The following is a 20795-nucleotide window of genomic DNA, read 5'->3' as shown; positions in this document are numbered from 1 at the left end:
CCTTCGGCAAGTTAGATCTGGGCCTACTTGGCGGTAATGCCGTAGTAGAGGATTTCACCGTTCCAGCCGGTCTCGGCCTTCACAATGTTGTTGCTCCACACGATCGGGCGTGCCTGGTCCCAGAGCGGCAGGCCGGGCAGGTCCTGGAACAGGACCTCCTGGGCCTGGTTGAACTTGGCGTTGGCCTCGTCCGTGCTCTTGGCTGCCAGGCCTTCCTTCAGCAGCTTGTCGAACTCCGGGTTGGAGTACTTCTCGTAGTTGGAGGAAGCGCCCGTGGCCCATACCGGTCCCAGGAAGTTGTAGAGCGACGGGTAGTCACCCTGCCAGCCTGCGCGGGTCAGGCCCGGCAGCTGCTGGGACTTGCGCAGGTTGAGGACCTCTGCGAACTTCGCGAACGGCTGGATTTCAGCCTGGATGCCGAGGTTGTTCTTGAAGCCGTTGGCAACAGCGTCGATCCATTCCTTGTTGCCACCGTCGGTGTTGGAGGCAATCTGGAGCGGCTTGGAAGCGTCGTACGGCTGGATCTTGTCGGCCTGGGCCCACAGGTCCTTGGCCTTGGCGGGATCGAACTTCAGGACTTCGCTGCCCTTGAGGCCTTCCTTGAAGCCATCGATGACCGGCGGAGCGAAGGCCTTGGCCGGGGTGCGGGTGCCGTTGAAGACAACCTTGGCGATTTCCTCGCGGTTGATGGCGTAGGACAGAGCCTGGCGGCGCAGCTTGCCGGCTTCACCCTGGAAGTTCGGGTTGTAACCCGGGATGTTCAGGGTGGAGTCGGTGGCAACAGCCTTGGTGGCGTTGCGGTCCGGGAAGTCGTTGACGTAGGTCTTCAGCGCGTTGGAGGGCAGGACGTCAGTGATGTCCAGGTTGTCCGACTGCAGGTCCGTGTATGCGGGGCCCGGATCGGTGTAGAACTTGAAGGTCACGCCGCCGTTCTTGGCTTCGCGGGTGCCCTTGTAGTCGGCGTTCTTCACCAGGGTGATGGACTGGTCGTGGACCCAGGAACCCTGCTTTTCGAACTTGTAGGGACCGTTGCCTACCGGGTTTTCACCGAAGGTCTTGGGGTCAGCCAGAGCGGCGGAAGGAAGCGGGTAGAAGGCGGAGTAGCCAAGGCGCAGGGACCAGTCGGCCTCAGGCTGGGCGAGCTTGACCGTGATGGTGGAATCATCGGTTGCCTGCAGTCCGGACATCGTGTCGGCCTTGGGAGCCGGGGTGGTGGTGGTCTTGCCGTCGGCACCCTTCACCGAGTTCACGGCCGAGACGTCTTCGTAGCCGGCGATGGACTCGAAGAAGAAGCCGTTGTTCTGCAGGTTCTTGGAGTTCGCGGCGAAGTTCCAGGAGTCAACGAAGGTCTTGGCCGTGATGGCTTCCCCGTTGGTGAACTTCGCGCCCTGCTTGACCTTGATGGTCCAGTTCTGCGCGTCGGACGACTCAATGGAATCGGCCAGTGCGTTTACGGCCTTGCCGTTGGCGTCGTAGCTGCGAAGGCCTTCGAAAAGCAGGTTTACGACGCGGCCGCCGTAGACCTCATTGGTGTTCGCCGGCAGCAACGGGTTTTGTGGCTCATTGCTGTACGCGGTGATGACCTTGTTCGGATCGCCGGCAGCAGTGCTGGACCCGCCAGTGCTGCCGCCGCCGCCGCACCCGGTCAGGGCAAGCGCGGCGATTGCCACGATGCCCAGTGCTTTGGAAGTGCGCGTAAAACGCATTCCGCCTCCTATGAGTTGTGGGAGAGAGATATTGGGGAAATCTTGTGCTTCCCCGCAGGCTGGACACAGCTGAGTGCTGTGACGAAACCTACATATACGGGTTAGCCTAACCGCACGAAGTCCGGATACTGGTACTCCGTTGCCAAACCGTGACCGGAGCAGTCAAATACCCCGCGAGTGGTGGGCAGTTACGCACGTCACATGCTACTCGTCGGTACGCCAGACGGCGAATCGGGGCCGTGATCGTTCACGTTTAGGCGCCTCCGTTCGCAGCGAAGGGCGCTCCCGGCCTACGCCAGCCGCCAGTCCCAGACGTTCCACCAGACACCCACGGGACCGGGGCTGGTTTTCACGCCGGCCACCCGGGAGTTGAACGCAGTGGTGCCCAGGGTCTGGTAGAGCGGCAGGCCGTAGGCGTCCTCCCAGACGTGCCTGTCGATGTCGGCAAGGAGTTCGTCCTGTTTGCCAAGGTCGGTGGTGACGGCCAGTTGCGCCATCACCTTGTCCGCATCGGCGTCGGAATAGCCCGTGAAGTTGCTGCCGCCTCCGGTGCGGAAGATCTGCGGTACCCGGCTGACTCCCGCTTCCGTGCCGATCCATCCGGACAACGCCGCGTCATAGCCGCCGCGGCTGAGCGATGCTGCCCAGTCGGCGCTTGCCTGGCCGCCGTCTTCCACCCGGAAGCCCGCCCGTTCGGCCGAACCCCGGATCAGTGCGAAGGCCTTGGCGCGGTTGGGGTTGTCCCGGTTGTAGAGGATGCGCACGGTGGGCGTGGCGCCCCTCAGGAGGCCCTTGGCGGCGTCGATGTCCACCTCGGCGTAATCCGAGGAGCCGTTTTTCTTTACGGTGTCCGCGTATTTGGGCTGATCGGGCAGGAAGACCTGTGAATCCAGCGGTTTGTTGTCCACTGCCTGGCCGCCCAGCACGGCATCCACGATGTCCTGCCGGGGAACAGTTTTGAGGAAGGCCTCGCGGACGTCCTTGTCCTTGAAGGGGCCGGCGAAGTTCAGGTCGAGATGGTCGTAACCGGCCTGCTTGTAGCGTTGCACAGTGATGCCCTGCCCGGACAGGCCCGTGAGCAGCGCATCGGTGGCAGCGGATGGCTGTGGCGAGATGATGTCCGCCTGCCCGTTGCGCAGGGCGTCGACGGCGGCAGGCACGGCACCGGTGAATCGAACGTTGATCTCGTCAAGCCAGGGTTCCTGGCCCCACGTGTAGTCCCGGTTCCGAACCAGTTTCATGGAAACCTCCGGGACGATGTCCCGGACGATGTAGGGGCCGTTGGAAAGGTACAACGCCGGATCATCCGGGATTTTCTTCGTGTCGAAACCGGTGTTCCAGAAGTCGCTGACCTTCTTGAGGGCCGCGATGGTTACAGGCTTCTCAGGATTGCCGCGCGGCGTGTCCTTCAGGAGGTCGACCAGGTCTCCTTCGTCGGTTAGCCCGCTCTTGGCCGCGACCACATGGGCCGGGAGCCCGACGTCGAATGCCACTTCCCAGTCGGCGTACGGTGCGGCGTACTCGAGGGTGATGGATCTGCCGTCCGAGCCGAGTTCCGGAAAGACCGTCCCTGCCAGGCCGGTGGCGTTGGAGGCTGTTGCGAAGTATTTGGTGCCTTTCCCGGTGCCGGGGTCGACGTCGTCGAAGTAGCCGGATCCGGCAGCCCAGCTCAGGAGCAGGTCGGCGGCGCCTACCGGAGCACCGTCGGACCACTTGACTCCCTCGTTGACCGTGTATTTCACCTTGAGGGGCTGGTCCGACACCTTTTCGTAGTGCCCGAACTTGTCGTTGCGGACCACCTTGGAGCTGTCATCGAGGAAGAAGAAGCCGGAGTGCGTAATGGCGCCGATCTTCGTGTTGATGTCGGTGTTGCCGTTTGCGCTGTACGGGTTGAAGGAGGAGAAGGCGTTTACTTCCGCGACGGTCACGCTGCCGCCGCGCTTGGCCTCCCCCACCACCACCGAAGGGGCACCCCCGCCGGAGCAACCGGACAGAATCAGGGCGGCCGCCACCGCAGCAGTGAGCAGTTGCATCAGCTGCCTGGCCGGCATGCCGCCTCCTTTGTGTTTTTCCCTCTCCGGAGGGCAACGGGCCGCCACGAACACGCCCGGTGAAATCAGGATACGCGGTGCCACTGCCCAGTCATCGAATCCTGTCCCCCTCTCCCGTAAACGGGGGCTTCCGGACCAGCCGGTCACGGCCGGGGTCATCCAGCAAGGCGTGGGCACGGGCCCGGTGGTTGTCCTTGACCGCCGGATCCATCCGGTCCCACAAGGACACGACCATCCGCGATCGCGGATTCCGTTCGAAGACCGGACGGTGGTCATCGATGAACGACCAGTACAACCCGTCCCAGTCAGCCATCCACTCCCCCGCCGGCAGGTCCGACATCTTCCGCAGGTAGTTGCTGCCCGAGACGTAGGGTTTGGTGGTGATGTCGGCCCCCGCGGCGAACTGGCTCATGGCGTAGACGTTGGGCACCATCACCCAGTCGTAGGCGTCGATGAACATCTCCATGAACCACGCATAGACATCGTCAGGGTGGATCCGCAGCAGGGACATTGCGTTGCCCAGCACCATCAGCCGTTCGATGTGGTGGGCATAACCGGTGGCCAGCACGCGCGATATGACCAGGTCCACGGGTGCCAGCCCTGTCCTGGCATCCCACCAGCCCGCACCGGGCCGGTTCCGGTGGTTGAGCAGGTTGGCTGTTCGCATCCGGCGGCCCCGCACCCGGTAGGTGGCCCGCATGTATTCGCGCCAGCCGATCACCTGCCGCACGAAACCTTCAAGCGAGGCCAGTGATGTGGCGTCGCCGGCGCCGTCCAAGGCAGCGTCCAGGACTTCGCGCGGATCCAGCAGGCCGATGTTCAGGACCGGAGTAAGGAGGCCGTGGTTGATGAACGGATGCTCGGCTGAGATCGCGTCTTCGTAGGGTCCGAAGCCGCCCAGGCGCTCTGAAACAAATTCCTGCAGATGTTCGCGGGCCTCCCGGGTCGTGGTAGGCCAGGCGAACAGGCGCGGGTCGCCCGGGGCATCCGGGAATTCGTGCGCCACCCATTCAATCGCAAGGCCAACCTCGCGGGATGCCTCGTCGCTGTGCCGGCTTCGGGCCGCCAGGGAGGGCTCAGCCAGCGCATCAAGGTCGAACGCGCCTTGCTGCTGGAGAGCGGGGTGGTCCCTGAAGCGGCTGACGGTGGGTGGAACATGCCCCCGGGGAAGCTTCTTGCGGTTCTCCGCGTCGAAGGACCATTTTCCGCCGGCCGGTTCGCCGTTATTGACCAGGATGTCCAGCCGCCGGCGTTGCCAGATATAGAAGTCCTGCATCCGTGGCCGGTTATGGGAGAACCAGTCGTCGATCTGCGTGCGGGCCGTCAGGAAGTTCGGCGTCTCGAGCACGTCTTCGCTGCGCAGCCGGTACCCGCCGTCGGCCAGTCCCGCAGCCAAGTCCTGCTCAAGCCAGTCATCGACGACGTCGAACCAGGTGACGGACAGCGGACGCCGTTGCCTGACCAGCTCGGCAAGCTGGACGCGTGACGTCCGGGTCCGGTCGCTGGCGAGGACCACCACGTCGTAGCCGAGCCCGCGAAGCCGGCGGGCGAACCTGGCCATGGATGCGCGGTGCAGCACCAGTTTGTGGGAGTGGAAGGCGTACTGGCGGAAGTAGAGGTCATGCTCGATGAGCACGAAGACGGTGTCCGTGCCCGTCTCCTCCCAGTGCTTCTCGAAGAGTTGATGGGGCAGGACAAGGCGCAGGCGTGGTCCATCAGTCATAGGGAAACCCTATGGTGCCTCGGTTTCGGCCAGGGCCGCGGGCGGTAGGGTGGACGGACGTCAGGCAATGGCATTGGGGGAAGAATGCTTGAAAACACCGCACGGCCGTCACAGCCGCCACCACCTGCAGCCCATCGCCGCGTCCGGCAGGCGGACCTGCCGGCAGAACAGTTGTCCGCCCTGGAACCGGTGCCGAAAGGACGGCTGGCCGGTTGCGTCCTGGCATTGCTCCTCGGCGGCTGGATGCTCGCAGTCCCGGTTGTCCTCATTGACCGGCTCAAGGATTCTCCAGGAACGACGGCGGGGGTGCTGTCCGTCGTCGTCGTTGCCTGCGCTGTTGTCACCGCCGGCCTCGGGGGGTTCCGTTTCTTCAACCCGAGGGATGAGCGCAAGCCACTGCGGTTGTCCCTTTCTGCTGCCCTGACGGCAAGTATCGCTGCCGGCGCCGCGTCTGCCCTGGTGCCCGAGTACGGCGTGCTTCTGGTGATTCCGGCAGTGTTCGCCGGAATACCTGCCCTGGGCCTGCTTGTGAGGGACGCCAGGGCAGGCTGACCGCCGGGGCCTGCACCCGTTCTGGTCCCGGCCGGCCTCAGCTACGGGTGGTTTGCTGGAGGCAACCGGGCGACACCACCCTGACCGTACCCGCCGGATTGTTGACCAGGGCTGCCGCGGGGCGGACAGGCCGCCGCTGCAGGTCGCCACCGCAGTTGGGACATGACCTGTTGGGGAAGCGCTCGACGCAGTCCGGGCACCACGTGCATTCAAAGGTGCAGATGTAGGCGGGATCGGACGGCGCAATGTCGCGGTCGCAACATTCGCAATTGGGACGGATCTCAAGCATCCGACAACTCTAGCCAATGGGACCCGCACAAACGCCCGGTACACCTTGAGGCTGGACTCTCGGACGGCCACTGCCTGTGAACGTTCGACAGGGTGGATAGGCTGGGTGCATGGCGACCGTTATTCTCGTGCGGCATGGCCGCACCACTGCCAATGCCACGGGGCTGCTGGCCGGCCGGGCGGCCGGCGTCGGCCTGGACCAGCTCGGACGGGACCAGGCGGCACTGACCGCGGACCGGCTCGCGCCGGTGCCGTTGGTCGGCGTGGTGTCCAGTCCGCTTGAGCGGTGCCTGCAGACCGCCCGGTTCATCCTGGACCGCCAGGCCGGTGCGCCGCATGCGCCGACCGATCCGGATCTCACCGAGTGCGATTACGGCCAGTGGCAGGGCCGCCTGCTCAGCGAACTCGCAACAGACGCGCTGTGGCCGGTCGTGCAGTCGCAACCGTCCGCCGTCGTCTTTCCGGGCGGCGAATCCATGGCCGGGATGCAGGCCCGGTCGGTGGCAGCTGTCCGACGCCACGACGCAGCCTTCGAAGCCGAGTACGGGCCGGGGGCCGTCTGGGCAGCGGTGAGCCACGGCGACATCATCAAGTCAATCCTTGCTGACGCGCTCGGCATGCACCTTGATCTGTTCCAGCGGATTAACGTCGGTCCCGCGTCCGTATCGATCGTGCGCTACGGTGCCAACCGGCCGAGCGTCTACGCCGCCAACACCGATGCCGGTGACCTGTCGTGGTTGTCGAAGGGCATGGACTCCGTCGACGCTCCGGTAGGCGGCGGCGCGGGGCACAAGGCGCCGTGAACCCCATGTGCCTAGAATACTGACATGCCTACACGTGTTCACGAGTTTGACTGGCCTGATCGGGTGGTTGTTGGCACCATTGGCCTGCCGGGGGCGCGTACGTTCTACCTTCAGGTACGGGCAGGGGCGCAGCTGGTGAGTATCGCCATGGAGAAGCAGCAGTCCGCCCTGCTTGCGGAGAAGATCGACGAAATCCTCGACCAGCTCATCACCGTCGAGGGCAATCCCTTCAGCATTCCCACGGGCACGCCCCCTGAACTTGCCGACAACGACCAGCTTGAGGCCGTCCAGGAACAGTTCCGCACCGGGGCCATGAGCTTGGGGTGGGACCCCAGTACGGCCCAGGTGGTGATTGAGGCGCATCCCATTACCGATGCCGATGACGACGACGAATCGCTTGACGAGGACTCCAACGAGTCGGAAATGCTGGTGGTGCGGATGCCTGTCGGCACCGCCCGTGCCTTCGCCAAGCGGACCCGTGAGATCGTGGGCGCCGGACGTCCAGCGTGCCCGATCTGCGGCTACCCCATAGACGCCGACGGGCACACCTGCACCCTTCCCGAGGCCTGATGCCGGCGCCGGACCTGCTGGCCGCCGAGCTGACTCTCACCGGCCGCATCACGACGGCATCAAACGCTACGTTCCTGGGCAGCATCGGCGACGTGGCCGTCGTTTACAAGCCGGTTGCAGGCGAGCGGCCGTTGTGGGATTTTCCCGCGGGATCCCTGGCCCGCAGGGAGGTGGCCGCGTACCGGGTCTCGCAGGTCCTGGGCTGGGACATCGTGCCCCGCACTTGGCTGCGCGATGGTCCGATGGGCGAAGGGATGGTCCAGCTCTGGCAGGAGCGGGACCCCGCCCAGAGCCCCGTGGACCTGGTCGCTACGGAGCAGGTGCCGGAGACGGGCTGGAAACAAATCCTCGAGGGACAGGACGAGCGTGGTCGGATGGTCGCGCTGGTCCACGAAGACTCGCCGGCCCTCAGGCGCATGGCGGTGTTCGACATCATCGTCAATAACGCCGACCGCAAGGGCGACCACATCCTTGCCATGCCGCGCGGACACCGGCACGGCGTGGACCATGGGCTCACCTTTCACAGCGACCACAAGCTCCGCACGGTGCTGTGGGGATGGCTGGGAGAGGCCCTGACCGCCGAGGAGCGCGCCGGCGTCGACCGTGTCAGCGCGGGACTTGACGGCGAACTGGGCCGGGACCTGGCGGACCTGATCAGCGCCGAAGAAATCGCATCGCTCGCCGCCCGCTGCGCCCGGTTGCGCCAGACGGGGCGGTTTCCGGCTCCGAGCGGCGAGATGTCGGCGGTACCTTGGCCGCTGTTCTGAGGAACTTCCCCCGGATGCTTCGCAGCCATCGGGCATGAGGGTGGCCGCATGATGCCCGCCAACCGGAGACCAAAGAACGAAGGCCGCCAAGAACCATCGTTCTTCGCAGCCATCGCACCGGCGCCCCTGGACTAGACGTTGAAGCGGAACTCCACCACGTCGCCGTCGGCCATGACGTATTCCTTGCCCTCGATCCGGACCTTGCCGCGGGACTTTGCCTCGGCCATGGATCCTGCTTCGACGAGGTCGTTGAAGGACACCACCTCGGCCTTGATGAACCCGCGCTGGAAATCGGAGTGGATGACACCGGCGGCCTGAGGTGCTGTATCGCCCTGCCGGATGGTCCAGGCGCGGGTTTCTTTCGGCCCGGCGGTGAGGTACGTCTGGAGCCCCAGGGTGTGGAAGCCAACACGGGCGAGCTGGTCGAGGCCGGATTCGTCCTGGCCGTTCATCTCGAGCATCTCGCGGGCTTCTTCCTCGTCCAGTTCGACAAGGTCGGACTCAAGCTTGGCGTCGAGGAAGATGCAGTCGGCCGGGGCCACCAGGGCGCGCAGCTCGGCCTGCTTCTCGGGGCTTCCGAGGATTCCCTCGTCGGAGTTGAAGACGTAGATGAACGGCTTTGCGGTCAGCAGGCCGAGTTCCTTCAGGTGCTCCATCTCCAGCTTGTCGCTCTTGATCGAGGAGAAAATCGTGTCGCCACGTTCCAGCACCGCCTGGGCGGCCTTCACGGCGGCCAGTTCGGCGGCTTCGCGCTTCTTGATCTTGACTTCTTTTTCGATCCGCGGGACGGCCTTTTCAATCGTCTGCAGGTCAGCGAGGATCAGCTCGGTGTTGATCGTCTCCATGTCGGACCGGGGGTCCACCTTGCCGTCGACGTGGATGACGTCGGGATCGTCGAACACGCGGACCACCTGGGCGATCGCCTCGGCCTCGCGGATATTGGCCAGGAACTGGTTTCCCAGCCCTTCGCCCTCCGAGGCGCCCTTGACGATCCCGGCGATGTCGACGAAGGACACGGCGGCGGGAAGCACGCGCAGGGAGCCGAAGATGGCAGCCAGCTTTTCCAGCCGCGGGTCCGGCAGGTTGACGACGCCGACGTTGGGCTCGATCGTGGCGAACGGGTAGTTCGCCGCGAGCACCTGGTTGCGGGTCAGTGCGTTGAAAAGGGTTGATTTGCCGACGTTGGGCAGTCCGACGATGCCAATAGTTAGAGCCACGAGCATTGATTCTACCCGCCGGGGCCCTGCCGCCAGTACCCGGGGATGTCACTGGCCGTGATTGTCAGAGGCCCGTGCAACAGTGAAGCCATGGATGCTTTTGCCTTGATTTTGGCCCTTCTGATGTTGCTGCTGGGTGCACTGGCCGGTGCGGCGGCCATGTACGTCCTGCTGCGCAGGAACTCCCGCGGACTGGAGGCGGACTTTGACGCTGTCTCGTCCCGGCTTTCGGAGGTGACGGCCCAGTTGGCAGCGGCCGACGCCGAGCGGCGGCTTTTGGCTGCCCAGAACCGTGAGCTCGGTGAGGCGCGGACGCAGGACGGCAGCGTGCTGCGTGCCCTGGCCCCGGTGGCCGAAAAACTGTCCGCGGTCCAGCATCAGGTGGCGCTCCTGGAACGGGACCGGGTGGAACAGTACGGCCAGCTGGCACAGCAGTTGCAGGAAGCCCGGCTGTCCGACGAGCAGCTGATCCGCTCCACGCACGCGCTGGAATCGGCTTTACGGTCAAACAGTGCCAGGGGCCAATGGGGCGAGGTACAGCTTCGGCGGGTCGTGGAGGCCGCGGGGATGCTCCGCCACGTGGACTTCGTGGAGCAGGCCCACAGTGCGGGCCACGATTCTTCCGTCCGCCCCGACCTGGTGGTGCAGCTGCCCGGCGGGAAACAACTTGTGGTGGACGCCAAGGTGCCGTTGTCGTCCTACTTGGAGGCGCAGGATCTCGGTGTGGCGGATCCCCGCACGGTCCAGCCCTCCGGGGCGCGGTCCGCGAATGATGCCCGCAGCCAGGCACTGCTGGCAGCGCACGCCAAAGCGTTGAGGGCGCACGTGGACGCTTTGGGCACCAAGAAGTACTGGGACATTCCGGGAAATTCGCCGGAACTGGTGGTCTGCTTTATTCCCGCGGAATCGATTCTTGCGGCGGCGCTGACGGCAGATGCCGGACTCCTGGACTATGCATTGTCACGCAACGTGGTCCTCGCCTCGCCAAGCACGCTGCTTGCGGTATTGAAGTCCGTGGCGTTCACCTGGCGCCAGGATGTCCTGACGGACAGCGCACGCGAACTGTTCGAGCTCGCGCGGCAGCTGTACGACCGGATGGGGACGCTGGGTGAGAACGTCGGGAAGCTCGGCTCGTCCCTGAAGTCGTCGGTGGATCGCTACAACGCCATGGTGGGGACCCTGGAAGCGCGGATCCTGCCCACGGCCCGGAAACTCAACACCCTGGAAGATTCAGGCCTCGTCACGCCGGCCTTGGTGGAAGCAACCCCGCGCGCGCTGGTGGCGCCTGAACTCCAGGGCGACGACGAAGCGGCCTGAGAACCTTGGGGGTGCTGGAAGGGCCTGGCAGTTGTTTGAAACTGCCCGGCCCTTCCTTCACACTGTTGATTGCCGCCGTCGGCCTGCTGTGCTGGGTCCCCGGCGGCGGGGGTGGTCAGCTGCGGGTCCGGCGGCCGCCCAGGGCGCGGCTGACATCGCCGGCTTCCTTGAGGGTTGCACGGAGTTCCTTGGGCAGCGAGAACAGCAGATCCTCCTCGGCGGTGACCACTTCTTCCACCGCGCCGTAGCCATAGTCGGCCAGCAGCCGCAGGACGTCCTGCACCAGGACCTCCGGAACTGAGGCCCCGGACGTGACGCCCACGGTGGCAACGCCTTCGAACCAGGCTTCGTCAACCTCGTTCGCGAAGTCCACCCGGTACGAGGCCTTGGCGCCGTATTCCAGCGCCACCTCGACCAGCCGGACGGAGTTGGACGAGTTGGCGGAACCCACCACGATCACCAGGTCTGCCTTGGGCGCGATCTTCTTGATGGCCACCTGCCGGTTTGTGGTGGCATAGCAGATGTCATCGCTGGGCGGGTCCTGCAGGGTGGGGAACCGGTCCTTGAGCAACCGGACGGTTTCCATGGTCTCGTCGACGCTGAGGGTGGTCTGGGACAGCCAGATGACCTTCTCCGGATCGCGGACGGTCACCTTGTCCACTTCGTGGGGCCCATTGATGATCTGGATGTGGTCCGGCGCTTCACCGGAGGTGCCTTCCACTTCCTCATGGCCGTCATGGCCGATCAGGAGGATGTCGAAGTCGTCCTTGGCGAAGCGGACGGCTTCCTTGTGCACCTTGGTGACCAGGGGGCAGGTGGCATCGATGGTGCGCAGTCCTCGGCTCTCCGCCGATTCGACGACGGCCGGGGAAACGCCGTGGGCCGAGAAGATCACCAGCGCGCCCTCTGGCACTTCGTCAGTTTCGTCCACGAAGATGGCGCCTTTTTCCTCGAGCGAGCTGACAACGTGGACATTGTGGACGATCTGCTTGCGGACATACACGGGCGGACCGTAGTGCTCCAGGGCCTTCTCGACGGCGATCACTGCCCGGTCAACACCGGCGCAATAGCCACGCGGAGCGGCCAGCAGCACCTTCTTGGTTCCGTTCACGGGGGCCGCGGCCGCCACTTCCTGGGGAGAGCGGCGCCGGCGCGGAACGGTTGGCATCGAAAGGGGTACAGCCGAGGTGGTCATCCCTCCATGCTACCGGCTGGCCTGCACCCGTTTCCGGGAGGCGAACAACGTCACAATTCCCACTGCCACCAGGACCCCGCCAGTCACCGCGGTGGCACCGATCCACGCCTGGAAGTCAGCCGCTGCCACGCCCACGAATTCGTCGCGAAACATGTTTGCCACCGAACTGCCCGTGTCTGCGGTCGCGGCGCGGGCCGATCCCAGCTGCAGTCCGAGCGACCAGAGACCGGCGAGGGCCAGGCCGCCAAGGCCCGCACCGAACAGGACTGTCCAGCGGCGGCGGGCTGCGACGAGTGCCAACAGGAACGCAATGCCGGCACCGACGGCGGCGATGTAGCCCATGGGCGCGTAGGTGGCCAGCCGCTCCGCCCACTCGCGCTGTGCGGGTTGGCCGACGTTGATGAGGGCCTGGTCCGGCGGGTTGAGGGGAAGCCGCGTGGTGCGGGAGATTTCCTCCGAACCGAGGGCAACCAGCGGGGCTACGTCAAGGGTCAGCGACGACGCCGGAACGTTGCCGGCCTCCCCCGCCGGGCCTGCGAAGTTCAGGCGGTGGCTCCTGCGAAGGGTCTCCTCCCACGCTGCGGGGTAGCCGGGAAGCTGGGTCAGGGACTCCGCGGCCTTCTCCAGGACCGAATCGACCAGCCCGGACAGGGCGCCGGGAACCGAACCCGTATCGATCGTTCCCACGGCCGCGGCAGCGAGTTTCTTCTGGAAGTCCGCGTTCTTGCCCAGCGGCGCCGCAAGCCGGACGAATCCGTCTTCCTGGATGATGTTCCGGTCCACCCACATGGCGGGGACGGCGACGGATGCCAGGAGGATGCCCAGCACGGTGGCGAGGGCGGAAATGAAAGTGCGCACGGCAGGTCCTTCGGGGTTGGGGGCCTCACTCCATCCTAGGCAGGCCGCCTGGCCGTCCCTGTCAGCCCCGGGTGCTAGACCTTATGGATAAGGTTGATTGACCGCCCACAACAGTTGAAGGACCCCATGCCCGCAGCACCAGCCCCGCACCGGCGTCCGCATGTCTGACCAGGCATCCCTTCCGGGTGCCGCACCCACCACTTTGCCGGCCACCGCAGCGGAAACCAGCCCGGACAATCCGTGGCCCCTCCAGCTGTTGTCGCAGAAGCTGAAGGCGCACATCGACCGCACTCCGTCGGCATGGGTGGAAGGCCAGGTCATCGAACTGAACCGCCGCGGCACCAACGCGTACATCACCCTTCGCGACGTTGATGCGGAAGTATCGCTGCCCGCGTCCGTCTGGACGAAAGTGCTGGAGCGGCAGAACCTTCCGCTCGAGCGGGGCTCACGGGTGGTTGCGCTGCTGAAACCCGAGTTCTGGATGAAGACCGGCCGGTTGAACATGCTGGTGCGGGACATCCGTCCCGTCGGCCTGGGCGACCTTCTGGCCAGGATCGAACGGCTGCGCCAGGCGCTGGCCGCGGAGGGCCTGTTCGCCGATTCGAGGAAGAAGCCCCTGCCGTTGCTGCCGCACCGCATCGGCCTGATCACCGGCCGCGACTCGGACGCGAAGAAGGACATCCTGCGCAACGCGGCATTACGGTGGCCGGCCGTGGAGTTCGAGATCCGTGAAGTAGCGGTGCAGGGCAACACCGCGGTGTCCCAGGTGGTCCGGGCACTCCGTGAACTGGATGGGTTGCCGGAAGTTGACGTCATTGTCATTGCCCGGGGCGGTGGCGCCCTGGAGGACCTCCTGCCGTTCAACAGCGAGGACCTGGTCCGGGCAGTGGCTGCCGCGGCCACCCCCGTGGTCAGTGCCATCGGGCATGAGGCGGACCGTCCGTTGTTGGACTACGTTGCCGATCTTCGGGCCTCCACACCTACGGATGCTGCCAAGCGGATCGTTCCGGAAGTCTCCGAAGAACTGGCAGGCGTCCGCCAGGCGCGGGAACAGCTGCGGCGCTGCATGGAACGGCTGGTGGACCGCGAGTCGGACCGCCTGGCCTCGCTCCACTCGCGGCCCGTGATGGCAGCACCCGAGGGTATGGTTTCCGTCCGCGCCGAGGAAATAGAGCGGCTGCTGCGGCGCTCCTCGGCGGCCGTGAATTCCACGGTGGTGCGGGCGGCCGACCAGCTGGAGCACCTGAAGGCCCAGGTACGCGCGCTGTCACCGCAGAAGACGCTCGACCGGGGGTACGCCGTCGTCGAACTGGCAGGTGACCAGAGCGCCCGGATTGCGGCGTCCGGCCACGCCGTCGTCCGCCGCCCTGCTGAGGCGCCGGCAGGGTCCGCTTTGTCGATCCGGGTGGCCGAGGGCCGATTTGGCGCCACGTCCAGCGGGGTGCTGCAACCAGGCAAACCAGACCACCAGCAAGGATTGGAAGAGAAGGCATGACCGAACAAAAACCGGAGTCGGACGTCGCGGGGCTGAGCTACGAAGAAGCCCGGGAGCAGCTCATCGCGGTGGTGGGCAGGCTGGAAGCAGGCGGGGCAAGCCTGGAAGAATCCTTGGCATTGTGGGAGCGCGGGGAGGCGCTGGCCGCACGTTGCGAGGAGTGGCTGGAGGGCGCACGGAAGAGGTTGGCAGCCGCACGCGACCAGCCGCTCTAAGCCGCCGCAGCCGCCGGTCAGGACCGGGCCACGAGCTCCCGTTCGATATCCACGTCGAACTCTGCTTTGGGCCACTCCAGGCGAAGATCGGACAGTGCCGACATCACCAACTGCTGCACGGCGATCCGGGCGTACCACTTCTTGTTGGCCGGAACCACGTACCAGGGGGCCGCAGCCGTGCTGGTTGCGTCAAAAGCAGCCTGGTACGCCGCCATGTAGTCGTCCCAGAAGGCCCGTTCCTTCAAGTCACCGCTGCTGTATTTCCAGTGCTTGGCGGGATTGTCCAAGCGGGCCAACAGCCGGGACTTCTGCTCATCCTTGCTGATGTTGAGCATCACTTTGACGATCCTGGTGCCGGCGTCTGCCTGGCGTCCCTCGAATTCGTTGATGGCCCGGTAGCGACGGGTGATCTCTTCCGGCGTGGCCCAATTGTGGACCCGGTGGATGAGGACGTCCTCGTAATGGGAGCGGTCGAAAATCCCCACCATCCCGGCCGCCGGCACCTCCTTCTCGATGCGCCAAAGGAAATCGTAGGACTTCTCCTGCTCGGAGGGGGCCTTGAATGCCTTGAACTGGACGCCTTGGGGGTCCATGGTGGCCATGACGTGGTTGACGATGCCGCCCTTGCCAGCGGTATCCATCGCCTGCAGGACCAGCAGGATCCGCTTCCTCCCGCCGAACCGTGACTCCGCGAACAGCTTCTCCTGCATCTCCGTGAGCTTCCCGTCCAGGTCAGCCAGCAGCGCTTCGCCGTCAGCTTTGTTGCCGCTGTAGCCCGGAGTGGCGTCGGGGTCCACCGCGGCCAGGGAAAATCCCTTGCCAACGCGCAGGGTGTCAGAGGGGTGCTGGTCGAAACCGACAATGCTGGCCACGGGGGTCCTTCCCTGGGAGGGTCATGGACGCGGCGCGCCCGTGACCACAGGCTAGTTCCCCTGGTACCGGCTTAGGAAGTCCCCCATCCGGCCGATGGCTTCCTCGATGTCCTTCACGTTCGGCAGCGTGACCATGCGGAAGTGGTCCGGCCGCACCCAGTTGAATGCCCGGCCATGGGACACCAGGATCTTCTGTTCCCTCAGGAGGTCGAGGACAAACTTCTCGTCATCCCTGATGTGGTAGACCTCCGGGTCAAGGCGCGGAAAAAGGTACAGGGCGCCCCGTGCCTGCTGCGTGCTGACACCTGGAATCGCGTTCAGCATGTCGTAGGCCTTGTTGCGCTGTTCCAGCAGGCGGCCGCCCGGAAGGATGAGGTCGTTGATGCTCTGGTAGCCGCCGAGTGCCGTCTGGATGGCGTGCTGGGCCGGGACGTTGGCGCAGAGGCGCATGTTGGCCAGCAGGTTGATGCCCTCCAGGTAGTCGGCGGCTTCCTTCTTGGGCCCGGAGATCGCCATCCACCCGGCCCGGTAGCCGCACACCCGGTACGCCTTGGACAGGCCGCTGAACGTCAGGCACAGGACGTCGTCGCCGGTGAGCTTGGCGAGATTCACATGGACGGCGTCTTCGTACAGGATCTTCTCGTAGATCTCGTCGGCAAAGACCACCAGCCCGTGCTTCTCGGCCAGCTCCACGATGCGCTTGAGCGTGGCATCGGGGTAGACGGCGCCGGTGGGGTTGTTGGGGTTGATGACCACGATTCCCTTGGTGCGGGGCGTGATCTTCGCTTCCATGTCTTCAAGGTCCGGCTGCCAGCCGGACTCCTCATCGCACAGGTAGTGGACCGGTTTGCCACCGGCGAGCGCCACGGAGGCGGTCCAGAGCGGGTAGTCCGGCGTGGGAATGAGGACCTCGTCGCCGGAATCGAGCAACGCCATCAGGGACATGGTGATGAGCTCGCTGACGCCATTACCCAGGTAGATGTCGTCTACGTGGATGTTCTGGATCCCTCGGGTCTGGTAATACTGCGAGACGGCGGTGCGTGCGGAAAAGATGCCGCGGGAGTCACTGTAGCCCTGGGCGTGGGGCAGGTGGCGGATCATGTCCACGAGGATGGCGTCGGGCGCCTCGAATCCGAACGGCGCGGGGTTGCCGATGTTCAGCTTGAGGATTCTGTGGCCCTCCGCTTCCATCTGCTGGGCGGCCTGCAGGATCGGTCCACGGATGTCATAGAGGACGTTGTTGAGCTTCGTGGACTGCCTGAATTCTGCCATCCCTCAAATATGCCACAGGAAGGATGCATCACCGTTGAGACCTCCGCCACACGCGCGACGGCGGCTGCGGGACCTTTGGAAGTCCGGCAGCCGCCGTCGCGATCACCTGCTGCTCCGCCCCTGTGGGCGGGGAAGGCGGGCTGTTACTTGACGATGCCCTTGTCTTTGAGCCAGGCGGCTGCGGCCGTCTTGGCGTCCTGCTTCTGGCTGCCGCTGACAGCCCGGTTGAGGTTGATGAGGTCATCGGTGGTGAGGATGCTGGACACTGAGTTCAGGGCCTGCTTGGCCTTGTCCGTCATCTTCGCCTTGTTGTACAGCGGCAGGACCTGCTGGGCGATGAAGTTGTTCTTCGGGTCCTCCAGCACCACCAGGTCGTTGTCGGCGATCGACGGCGTGGTGGTGTAGATATCCGCCACCTGCACCTGGTCCTCAAGGAGCGCCTTGAGCGTCACCGGGCCGCCGCCGTCGCTGAAGGGCTCCAGCTTCTTGGGCACGCAGTTGTAGTTCTTCTTCAGGCCCGGCAGGCCGTACGCGCGCTCACCGAACGTCGCCGGAGCACCCACCACGATGTCGCTGCAGACCTTGGCGAGGTCTTCGATGGACTTCAGCTGGTACTTCTCCGCGGTTGCCTTGGTGACAACCATGGCGTCCTTGTCCTCGGCCTTGGAGGCGTCGAGCACGGCCAGGCCGTCCGGGAGCTTGCCCGGCAGTGCCTTGGCAATGTCGCCGGCGGAAACCTCGGTGGCTTCCTTGTTGACGTAGAGCAGCAGGTTGCCGCTGTAGTCCGGCACCACGTCCACGGAACCATCCTGGACGGCCTTGAAGTAGACCTCGCGGGAGCCGATGTTCGGCTTGGTGGTGGCGGTGATTCCGTTGGCGTTCAGGGCGCCGGCATACAGTTCGGCGATGATTTGGCTCTCCGGGAAATCAGCGGAACCAACCACCAGGGACGTTGCCCCGCCGGAGGCGCCGCCGCTGGATGCCGGCGCGTTGCTCAGCGGATTGGACGAACCACCGCAGGCGGACAACGCCACTGCCAGGCCAAGCCCGGCGGCCAGGCCGCCGAAGGCCCGCCTGCCGAGGTGTGGGGGACGGCTATCTTTCATGACTTACCTCCTTGTACAACAGTCTCCGCAACCACGGGGTCTGTGAGATCAACCGCAGCCTCCTGGCTGCGGTGGGACTGCTTCGAGGTGCCTGTTGCCAGGAACAGCCTCTGGAATAGGGACAGGACCAGGTCCACGGCGATGGCCAGGACAGCGATAAGCAGGGACCCGCCCAGCATCTGGGGAAAGTCGCTCAGGACCAGGCCGTCGAAGAGATAGCGGCCCAGGCCACCCAGGTTGATGTAGGCAACCACGGAAACCGTGGCGATCACCTGCAGCACGCCGGTCCGGAAGCCGCCGAACATGACCGTGAGGGCATTGGGCAACTCGGCCCGGAACAGGACCTGCAATTCCGTCATGCCCATGGCCCTTGCGGCGTCCACCACGTTGCGGTCCACGCTGGAGATACCGGCGTACGTCCCGGCCAGGAGCGGTGGGACGGTAAGGATCACCAAGGCCCAGATCGGGGGCATCAGCCCGATACCGGCCAGCAGCACGAACAGGATCAGCAGGCCCAGGGTGGGCAGGGCCCGCAGCGCACCGGCCAGGGCAACCACAGCCACCCTCCCCCTCCCGGTATGGCCAACGAACAATCCAACCGGGACCGCTATGGCGGTGGCGATCAGCATGACCAGCCCGGTGTACTGCAGGTGCTCGACCACGCGGGTGGGGATGCCCATGCTTCCGGACCAGTGCATCGGATCGGCGAGCCACGCAACGGTGTCCGAGATGACGTTGCTCATGCTCCCCCTCCCGTCCCGCTTGCGGCGAGGGGCCCCGTGGCGGCGGAGGCCCCCGTGCGGCCGGCGCCGTCCCCGCCTCCGCGCCGTTTACCCGTCCGTTCCCAGGGCGTGAGGATACGTTCCAGCAGGACGAGGAGGGCGTCCATGACCAGCGCCAGGACCAGGATGGCGATGATCCCCACTACCACCTCGGTAACGAAGTCCCGCTGGAGGCCGTCAGTGAAGAGCATGCCCAGGTTGCCAACCCCCAGCAGGGCGGCAACGCTGACCAGGGAGATGTTGCTGACCGACACTACGCGCAACCCGGCGAACATCACCGGAAGGGAGAGCGGCAGGTCGACCTTCAGGAAGCGTGAGAGCGGTTTAAACCCCATGGCTTGGGCGGCCTGGCTGACTTCGGCATCCACGGAGTCGAACGCGTCGAGCGCCGCGCGGACCAGCAGCGCCACAGCGTAGATGGTGAGCGCCACCACCACATTGACGGGGTCCAGGATGCGGGTGCCCAGGACAGTGGGGAGGATGATGAACAGTGCCAGCGAGGGAATGGTGTACAGCAGGGACGACGCCGTCAGCACCACGGAGCGCAGCGCACCGCTCTGCCGGGCCAGCTGGGCGAGCGGGATGGAAATCACCAGGCCCAGGACCATGGGAACGAGCGCCAGGACCAGGTGCTGGCCGCCGCGTTCGAAGACCATGCCGCTGTTGGCCAGGAACCACTCCATCAGAGTGCCGCCTGCCGCAGCTGCCGCGCTTCCTCGATCAGTGCCAGGACCTCGCCGCCGCGGACTACCCCCAGCACCCGGCCGTCGGGATCCACGGCAACACCAAGGCCCGACGGCGATGACAGGGCCGCGTCCAGGGCCCGCCGCAGGCTCTCGCCGGGGCGGAACAGCGACCCGCCGGGAACAAGTTCAGTTTCGGTGCCGGGCGCCGACCAGCCCAGGGGCCGCTTGTCGGCATCGACCACCAACTGCCAGCCACCGGCCGCACCGTGGTCCGACACGTTTCCTTGGGCCCCCCGGATAATCGTAGGTACGGGGTGCAGGACCACGCCGTCGGACGGGGTGAACCCAAGGTGGCGGAAGCCGCGGTCACGCCCCACGAAGGAGGCGACGAAATTGTTGGCGGGCGCCCGCAGAATCTCCTCCGGCGTGGCGTATTGAGCCAGTTTGCCGCCGGTGGCGAAGACGGCCACCCTGTCCCCGAGGATGGTGGCCTCGTCAATATCGTGGGTGACAAAGACGATGGTTTTGGCAAGGTCTTTTTGCAGGCGCAGCAGTTCCTGCTGGAGTTCGTCACGGACCACGGGGTCCACTGCACTGAACGGCTCGTCCATGAGCAGCACCGGCGGGTCTGCTGCCAGGGCGCGGGCCACGCCGACGCGCTGCTGCTGGCCGCCGGAGAGCTGGGAGGGGTAGCGCTTGCCGAGGGACGACGCCAGGCCCACAACGTCCAGGAGTTCCGAGGCGCGTTTGCGGGCGTCAGCCTTTGAGACACCGTTCAGCCGGGGCACGGTGGCGATGTTGTCCAGAACCGACCGGTGCGGCAGCAGCCCCGCCGACTGCATGACGTAGCCCATGGAGCGGCGCAGTTCCGCGGCCGGGACGGAGGTGACGTCCTTGCCGTCCACCGTGATGGTTCCCGACGTTGGTTCCACCATGCGGTTGATCATCCGGAGCGACGTCGTTTTGCCGCAACCGGAAGGACCGACAAAGACGGTAATGGTGCCCTTGGCGATGGACATGGACAACCCGTCCACGGCAGGCTGGCCGCCGGGGTACTGCTTGGTGACGCTCTGGAACTCGATCATCGCCTGGTCCATGGTGCGGACTTACCTGTTCTCTCGGACGGGCTGATCCCAGCACCGCGACTTTGCCATCAGCACGCTGATAGTTACGGTAACCCAATCAGGGGCCGGGTTCACCAGATCTGGCCCCAAACCCCACAAAGGAATCCCTACTGTGACCATTCGGTGCCGCGGCGGGGGCGGATGGGTATCCGGGCGGGAAAGAGCATGTCCGGCCGGCCGGGGCCCGCCTAAAGTG

General features: G+C 65.4%; 20 protein-coding genes. 7 read left to right on the top strand and 13 right to left on the bottom strand.

The window, feature by feature from the left end; translation table 11 throughout:
- Window positions 1-23: 23 nt before the first annotated feature.
- The 3 genes from AC4EEO_RS05630 to AC4EEO_RS05620 form a co-directional block, all read right to left on the bottom strand.
- Window positions 24-1706: a peptide ABC transporter substrate-binding protein gene (locus AC4EEO_RS05630; RefSeq protein WP_109863720.1), complete on the bottom strand. Its 1683-nt coding sequence runs from the start codon at window positions 1704-1706 to the stop codon at window positions 24-26.
- Window positions 1707-1996: 290 nt separating this feature from the next.
- Window positions 1997-3757 (bottom strand): ABC transporter family substrate-binding protein, encoded by a 1761-nt coding sequence (locus tag AC4EEO_RS05625; protein ID WP_491330225.1) that lies wholly within the window; start codon window positions 3755-3757, stop codon window positions 1997-1999.
- Window positions 3758-3848: 91 nt separating this feature from the next.
- The gene (locus AC4EEO_RS05620; RefSeq protein WP_491340079.1) at window positions 3849-5480 is read right to left on the bottom strand and encodes a cryptochrome/photolyase family protein; all 1632 of its coding nucleotides are present in this window, start codon (window positions 5478-5480) and stop codon (window positions 3849-3851) included.
- A gap of 84 nt (window positions 5481-5564) precedes the next feature.
- Here AC4EEO_RS05620 and AC4EEO_RS05615 point away from each other — a divergent pair, with 84 nt between their 5' ends.
- On the top strand, window positions 5565-6032 hold the full coding sequence (locus AC4EEO_RS05615) for a hypothetical protein (RefSeq protein WP_133831024.1): 468 nt from the start codon (window positions 5565-5567) through the stop codon (window positions 6030-6032).
- A gap of 37 nt (window positions 6033-6069) precedes the next feature.
- Here the strand turns inward: AC4EEO_RS05615 and AC4EEO_RS05610 are convergent, their stop codons facing one another.
- Entirely contained in the window at window positions 6070-6321 is a 252-nt protein-coding gene (locus tag AC4EEO_RS05610; RefSeq protein ID WP_109863716.1) for a DUF1272 domain-containing protein, read from the bottom strand.
- Between the two features lie 109 nt (window positions 6322-6430).
- Between AC4EEO_RS05610 and AC4EEO_RS05605 the strand changes: the two genes are divergently transcribed.
- From AC4EEO_RS05605 to AC4EEO_RS05595, 3 genes are read left to right on the top strand one after another with little or no spacing between them, the layout of a single operon-like run.
- Entirely contained in the window at window positions 6431-7123 is a 693-nt protein-coding gene (locus AC4EEO_RS05605; protein ID WP_491340078.1) for a histidine phosphatase family protein, read from the top strand.
- A gap of 24 nt (window positions 7124-7147) precedes the next feature.
- On the top strand, window positions 7148-7693 hold the full coding sequence (locus AC4EEO_RS05600) for a DUF3090 domain-containing protein (protein ID WP_491340077.1): 546 nt from the start codon (window positions 7148-7150) through the stop codon (window positions 7691-7693).
- Window positions 7693-8460 (top strand): SCO1664 family protein, encoded by a 768-nt coding sequence (locus tag AC4EEO_RS05595; protein WP_109863713.1) that lies wholly within the window; start codon window positions 7693-7695, stop codon window positions 8458-8460. The genes AC4EEO_RS05600 and AC4EEO_RS05595 overlap by 1 nt, the downstream gene beginning before the upstream one ends.
- A 131-nt stretch (window positions 8461-8591) precedes the next feature.
- On the opposite strand, the gene ychF is transcribed toward AC4EEO_RS05595, so the two are convergent.
- On the bottom strand, window positions 8592-9677 hold the full coding sequence (ychF, locus tag AC4EEO_RS05590; RefSeq protein WP_491340076.1) for a redox-regulated ATPase YchF: 1086 nt from the start codon (window positions 9675-9677) through the stop codon (window positions 8592-8594).
- A gap of 90 nt (window positions 9678-9767) precedes the next feature.
- On the opposite strand from ychF, the gene AC4EEO_RS05585 reads away from it, so the two are divergent.
- A complete protein-coding gene (locus tag AC4EEO_RS05585; protein WP_109863712.1) occupies window positions 9768-10994 on the top strand; it encodes a DNA recombination protein RmuC in 1227 nt (408 codons plus the stop codon).
- A gap of 115 nt (window positions 10995-11109) precedes the next feature.
- Here AC4EEO_RS05585 and AC4EEO_RS05580 read toward each other — a convergent pair whose 3' ends face one another.
- Window positions 11110-12189 (bottom strand): 4-hydroxy-3-methylbut-2-enyl diphosphate reductase, encoded by a 1080-nt coding sequence (locus AC4EEO_RS05580; RefSeq protein WP_109863711.1) that lies wholly within the window; start codon window positions 12187-12189, stop codon window positions 11110-11112.
- 9 nt (window positions 12190-12198) lie between these two features.
- Window positions 12199-13047: a hypothetical protein gene (locus tag AC4EEO_RS05575; RefSeq protein ID WP_491340075.1), complete on the bottom strand. Its 849-nt coding sequence runs from the start codon at window positions 13045-13047 to the stop codon at window positions 12199-12201.
- A 160-nt stretch (window positions 13048-13207) separates the two neighbouring features.
- Between AC4EEO_RS05575 and xseA the strand changes: the two genes are divergently transcribed.
- Window positions 13208-14542, top strand: a complete 1335-nt coding sequence (xseA, locus tag AC4EEO_RS05570; protein WP_491340074.1) for an exodeoxyribonuclease VII large subunit — start codon at window positions 13208-13210, stop codon at window positions 14540-14542.
- Entirely contained in the window at window positions 14539-14757 is a 219-nt protein-coding gene (locus AC4EEO_RS05565; protein ID WP_109863708.1) for an exodeoxyribonuclease VII small subunit, read from the top strand. Before xseA ends, AC4EEO_RS05565 begins: the two co-directional genes overlap by 4 nt.
- Window positions 14758-14774: 17 nt before the next feature.
- Here AC4EEO_RS05565 and AC4EEO_RS05560 read toward each other — a convergent pair whose 3' ends face one another.
- From AC4EEO_RS05560 to AC4EEO_RS05535, 6 genes are all read right to left on the bottom strand, one after another.
- Window positions 14775-15629: a polyphosphate kinase 2 family protein gene (locus AC4EEO_RS05560; protein WP_109863707.1), complete on the bottom strand. Its 855-nt coding sequence runs from the start codon at window positions 15627-15629 to the stop codon at window positions 14775-14777.
- Between the two features lie 51 nt (window positions 15630-15680).
- The gene (locus AC4EEO_RS05555) at window positions 15681-16901 is read right to left on the bottom strand and encodes a pyridoxal phosphate-dependent aminotransferase (protein WP_133831027.1); all 1221 of its coding nucleotides are present in this window, start codon (window positions 16899-16901) and stop codon (window positions 15681-15683) included.
- 143 nt (window positions 16902-17044) lie between these two features.
- Window positions 17045-18007: an ABC transporter substrate-binding protein gene (locus AC4EEO_RS05550; RefSeq protein WP_491340073.1), complete on the bottom strand. Its 963-nt coding sequence runs from the start codon at window positions 18005-18007 to the stop codon at window positions 17045-17047.
- Window positions 18004-18750: an ABC transporter permease gene (locus tag AC4EEO_RS05545; protein ID WP_018760342.1), complete on the bottom strand. Its 747-nt coding sequence runs from the start codon at window positions 18748-18750 to the stop codon at window positions 18004-18006. The genes AC4EEO_RS05550 and AC4EEO_RS05545 overlap by 4 nt, the downstream gene beginning before the upstream one ends.
- Window positions 18747-19472, bottom strand: a complete 726-nt coding sequence (locus tag AC4EEO_RS05540; RefSeq protein ID WP_109863704.1) for an ABC transporter permease — start codon at window positions 19470-19472, stop codon at window positions 18747-18749. Before AC4EEO_RS05540 ends, AC4EEO_RS05545 begins: the two co-directional genes overlap by 4 nt.
- Window positions 19472-20572, bottom strand: a complete 1101-nt coding sequence (locus AC4EEO_RS05535; RefSeq protein WP_018760344.1) for an ABC transporter ATP-binding protein — start codon at window positions 20570-20572, stop codon at window positions 19472-19474. The genes AC4EEO_RS05540 and AC4EEO_RS05535 overlap by 1 nt, the downstream gene beginning before the upstream one ends.
- Window positions 20573-20795 lie beyond the last annotated feature (223 nt).

The organism is Pseudarthrobacter sp. MOO13, assembly GCF_058267655.1.
Note: the sequence above shows the minus strand (reverse complement) of the source record. Positions and strands in the feature narration are given on the sequence as shown.

Coding starts and splice junctions, on each gene's coding strand:
- AC4EEO_RS05630 (WP_109863720.1), bottom strand. CDS start 1,706: ATGCGTTTTACGCGCACTTCCAAAGCACTGGGCATCGTGGCAATCGCC.
- AC4EEO_RS05625 (WP_491330225.1), bottom strand. CDS start 3,757: ATGCCGGCCAGGCAGCTGATGCAACTGCTCACTGCTGCGGTGGCGGCC.
- AC4EEO_RS05620 (WP_491340079.1), bottom strand. CDS start 5,480: ATGACTGATGGACCACGCCTGCGCCTTGTCCTGCCCCATCAACTCTTC.
- AC4EEO_RS05615 (WP_133831024.1), top strand. CDS start 5,565: ATGCTTGAAAACACCGCACGGCCGTCACAGCCGCCACCACCTGCAGCC.
- AC4EEO_RS05610 (WP_109863716.1), bottom strand. CDS start 6,321: ATGCTTGAGATCCGTCCCAATTGCGAATGTTGCGACCGCGACATTGCG.
- AC4EEO_RS05605 (WP_491340078.1), top strand. CDS start 6,431: ATGGCGACCGTTATTCTCGTGCGGCATGGCCGCACCACTGCCAATGCC.
- AC4EEO_RS05600 (WP_491340077.1), top strand. CDS start 7,148: ATGCCTACACGTGTTCACGAGTTTGACTGGCCTGATCGGGTGGTTGTT.
- AC4EEO_RS05595 (WP_109863713.1), top strand. CDS start 7,693: ATGCCGGCGCCGGACCTGCTGGCCGCCGAGCTGACTCTCACCGGCCGC.
- AC4EEO_RS05585 (WP_109863712.1), top strand. CDS start 9,768: ATGGATGCTTTTGCCTTGATTTTGGCCCTTCTGATGTTGCTGCTGGGT.
- AC4EEO_RS05580 (WP_109863711.1), bottom strand. CDS start 12,189: ATGACCACCTCGGCTGTACCCCTTTCGATGCCAACCGTTCCGCGCCGG.
- xseA (WP_491340074.1), top strand. CDS start 13,208: ATGTCTGACCAGGCATCCCTTCCGGGTGCCGCACCCACCACTTTGCCG.
- AC4EEO_RS05565 (WP_109863708.1), top strand. CDS start 14,539: ATGACCGAACAAAAACCGGAGTCGGACGTCGCGGGGCTGAGCTACGAA.
- AC4EEO_RS05555 (WP_133831027.1), bottom strand. CDS start 16,901: ATGGCAGAATTCAGGCAGTCCACGAAGCTCAACAACGTCCTCTATGAC.
- AC4EEO_RS05550 (WP_491340073.1), bottom strand. CDS start 18,007: ATGAAAGATAGCCGTCCCCCACACCTCGGCAGGCGGGCCTTCGGCGGC.
- AC4EEO_RS05545 (WP_018760342.1), bottom strand. CDS start 18,750: ATGAGCAACGTCATCTCGGACACCGTTGCGTGGCTCGCCGATCCGATG.
- AC4EEO_RS05540 (WP_109863704.1), bottom strand. CDS start 19,472: ATGGAGTGGTTCCTGGCCAACAGCGGCATGGTCTTCGAACGCGGCGGC.
- AC4EEO_RS05535 (WP_018760344.1), bottom strand. CDS start 20,572: ATGGACCAGGCGATGATCGAGTTCCAGAGCGTCACCAAGCAGTACCCC.